2 protein-coding genes and 2 pseudogenes are annotated in these 3,174 nt (G+C 63.0%); 2 read left to right on the top strand and 2 right to left on the bottom strand.

Translation table 11 applies throughout. The features are described from left to right. Positions 1–630 (bottom strand): annotated as a pseudogene (locus tag HP546_RS28175) (NAD-glutamate dehydrogenase domain-containing protein); the annotation flags it as partial. A gap of 275 nt (positions 631–905) precedes the next feature. Between HP546_RS28175 and HP546_RS28170 the strand changes: the two are divergent. Beyond that, the gene (locus tag HP546_RS28170; protein WP_172232475.1) at positions 906–1,259 is read left to right on the top strand and encodes a hypothetical protein; all 354 of its coding nucleotides are present in this window, start codon (positions 906–908) and stop codon (positions 1,257–1,259) included. A gap of 173 nt (positions 1,260–1,432) precedes the next feature. Here HP546_RS28170 and HP546_RS28165 read toward each other — a convergent pair whose 3' ends face one another. Beyond that, positions 1,433–2,338 carry a LysR family transcriptional regulator gene (locus HP546_RS28165; protein WP_172232472.1) on the bottom strand — a complete coding sequence of 302 codons (906 nt, stop codon included), beginning with the start codon at positions 2,336–2,338 and terminating at the stop codon, positions 1,433–1,435. 122 nt (positions 2,339–2,460) lie between these two features. Between HP546_RS28165 and HP546_RS28160 the strand changes: the two are divergent. Further along, positions 2,461–3,174: pseudogene (locus tag HP546_RS28160) on the top strand (diaminopimelate decarboxylase); the annotation flags it as partial.

Here is a 3,174-nt window from a genome sequence, read left to right as displayed (position 1 = left end):
GGCAGTCTGTTCCACCTGCGCCACCACTTCCCGCAGCTTGGCCTTCATCGGTTCGAAATCGGCAACCGCCACCCGCACCTCGGCCAGCACCTGCTCGATTTCGCGAGTCAGCACTGTCAGCTCGGCAGCGTTGGCGCAGCGGTCGATCTCCAGGTACATCAGCGACTCATGACGCACGCCCTCGCCCTGGGTGCCCTTGGGCAGCAGCTCCAGCAGCTCGCCCTTGGCGCCACGGCGCACGCTGAGTACGGTGGTCTGCAGGGTGTGGATGCTGTAGCCGCGGCGGTTGAGCTCGGTGCGCACCGAGTCGACCAGGAATGGCAGGTCGTGGTGCAGCACTTCGACCACGGTATGGGTCGACTGCCAGCCGTTGCGTTCGTAATCGGGGTTGTACACCCGCACTTGCGGGTATTCGGGGTCGAAACGCTCGATGATGCGCCAGGCCGAGAGGGTGCAGCCGGCCAGGTCGGAAAGCCTTCGCTGGGTGAGTTCGTCCATGGAGATGATGCCGAAGAACTGCTCGGCGAACAGCGTCACTTGTGGCAGGGACTGCTCGCTGATGTGCTGCGCCAGGGCCGCTTGCAGTTGATGCTGGAAGTCGGCTTTGCTGGCTGCGGTGAAGAACGCCATCTGTGGTACTCCGCTTGGGCTTTGTATTAGTTGGAGCGTCGCTGCGTGCGCCGTGTACGGGTCAACGATAGCCAACCCGTAGCAAGGCGGACGGTAAAAACCAGACGTTGGACGTGCGCAGGCACGCCCAGGGCTGGGCGAAGCTTAACGACTGATCGGTCATCAAGGCTTGCAGCGCTGCGACAATTTCGGTCAAGGGGCGGTAACTTTACGTTTATGCATGTAAGCAAGACTGTCAGAATTCCCTTCCGTTTCCTTTGATCCGAGCCTTGTCCATGCAAATCGATACCGCCCTGCTCTTCGCCACCCCTTGCGATGACGAGGAAGACAACATGGCCACGCTGTGCTGCCACAGCGACAAGGGCCAGATGTTCCTGCTGACCCGCTATCCGGACGAAGACACCGTCGACCTGACCCTGGATGACGAGCCGTCGACGCTGGACGGGCTGAAAGTGACGTTGAGCGCCAAGCGCCTGCTGATCGAAGTCGCCGCCGGCGACCGTGATGCGCTGAAGGGGGACGAGGTGCTGGAGATCAACCTGACCAGTGACCTGAGTGACATGGATGAAGTGAAGGAAACCCTGGAAAACATCCTGGCCGGGACCGGTACCTTCGTCTGCGAGCTCTGAAACGCAGATTTCCCATAGGGGCCTACCCGTATTGCCTGTACTGGCCTTATCGCCGGCAAGCCAGCTCCCACACCGACCACCGCTGCCCCAAGCCATGTGCAGTACCTGTGGGAGCTGGCTTGCCGGCGATAAGGACGGTACAGACAGCACAAAATCCTGAGCCGAGCCAGGCGCTAGCGCAATGCTGCCTGCATTGCTTCAGCCTGCACCCGCAACGCATCGCAAAACGGCTCCACCGCCGCCGAAGCCGGCCGGTGGTCGGGCCTGATCAGCATCACCTGGTACGGCACTGACACCCGCAAGCGGCGGATCGGCAAACCGCCCTGCGCGGCCTCCAGCCCACTCAGCGGGTTGATGATCGCCACCCCCAGGCCCTGCCTGACCATGGCGCACACCGACGCGGCGCTGGTGGTCTCGATGACCGTGCGGCGGTTCACCCCCGCCGCACGGAAGTGCTGGTCCAGGCGCTGGCGGTAGGTGTCCAGGCTGGCCAGGTTGATGAAGTCCACTTCATGGAAATCGCTCAATTCCAGTTCAGCCTTGGCTTGCAACGGGTGCCCATGGGGCAGCACACAGACCATGTTGGCGCTGAACAGCAGCTCGCCGTAGGCGCCGCGCGGCATCTGCTCGACCTCGGTCAGGCCAAGGTCGTGCTGCTGGGCAACCAGTGACTCCTCCAGCAACGGCGACTCCTGCGCCAAAATGCTCACACTCACGCCGCGGTGCTGCTGATGGAAGCGCTGGCAGGCCTTGGGCAGCAAGGTCTGGGAAAACAGCGGCAGGCAGGTGATGGCCAACCGGCCCTGCTCGAAATTGCGGATGGCCTGGGCAAAGCGCTCGATGCGCTCCAGCCCGAGATAGGCGCGCTCGACCTCTTCGATCAACAGCAGCGCCTGGGCGGTTGCCACCAGGCGCCCGCCCTCGCGCTCGAACAGGTTCAGGCCGGTGACCTGCTCCAGCCGTGCCAGCTCTCGGCTGACGGTGGGCTGCGAGGTGAACAGCAGCCGCGCCGCGCCGGTGACGCTGCCAGCGGCCATGATGGCGCGGAACACTTCGATATGGCGGACGGACAGTTTCACGGCTACACCTGCGCAACAACGATGGGTATATCAGATATGAATGGCGAGTAGAAAAATAGCTATTTTTCTGAATCCACTCTTTCACGCATCCTGCACATCTACCCACTACGAGTAATGCCAGCATGACTGCACCCTTCACGACCCTGGCCGCGGCGGTTCATCAACATGGATCGCCCCTCTGGGCCTACGACGCCAGCACCATCGCCAAGCGCGTTGAACAACTGAAGGTATTCGACACCGTACGCTTCGCCCAGAAAGCCAACCCCAACCTGCACGTGCTGCGCCTGATGCGCGCCCATGGCCTGGTGCTGGACGCGGTGTCGCTGGGTGAAATGGAGCGGGCCTTTGCCGCCGGTGCCAGCGTGGACGGCGACCCCGCTGGCGTGGTGCTGACCTGCGATGCACTGGACCGGCCAACCCTGGAGCGGGTGGTGGAATCGAAGATCGAAGTCAACGCCGGTTCCATCGACATGCTGCGCCAGCTGGGTGAACGCTCCCCCGGCCACCGCGTCTGGATCCGCATCAACCCGGGCTTCGGCCACGGCCACAGCCGCAAGACCAACACCGGCGGCGAGAACAGCAAGCACGGCATCTGGCATGAAGAACTGGACGAGGCGCTGGCCTGCATCAAAACCCACGGCCTGCACCTGGTCGGCGTGCACATGCATATTGGCTCCGGGGTGGATTACCAACACCTGGAGCAGGTAGCCCGGTCGATGATCGAGCTGATCGGCCGCCTGGGCGTAGACATCGAAGCCTTCTCCATCGGCGGCGGGCTTTCGACCCCTTACCGCAGCACCGACAAGCCGGTCGACCTGCAACGCTACGCGCAGACC

Source organism: Pseudomonas sp. CM25 (assembly GCF_013179705.1).
Lineage (GTDB): Bacteria > Pseudomonadota > Gammaproteobacteria > Pseudomonadales > Pseudomonadaceae > Aquipseudomonas.
Note: the sequence above shows the minus strand (reverse complement) of the source record. Positions and strands in the feature narration are given on the sequence as shown.

Excerpts from the sequence above, each read along its gene's own strand:
- HP546_RS28170 (WP_172232475.1), top strand. The coding sequence starts at position 906 with ATGCAAATCGATACCGCCCTGCTCTTCGCCACCCCTTGCGATGACGAG.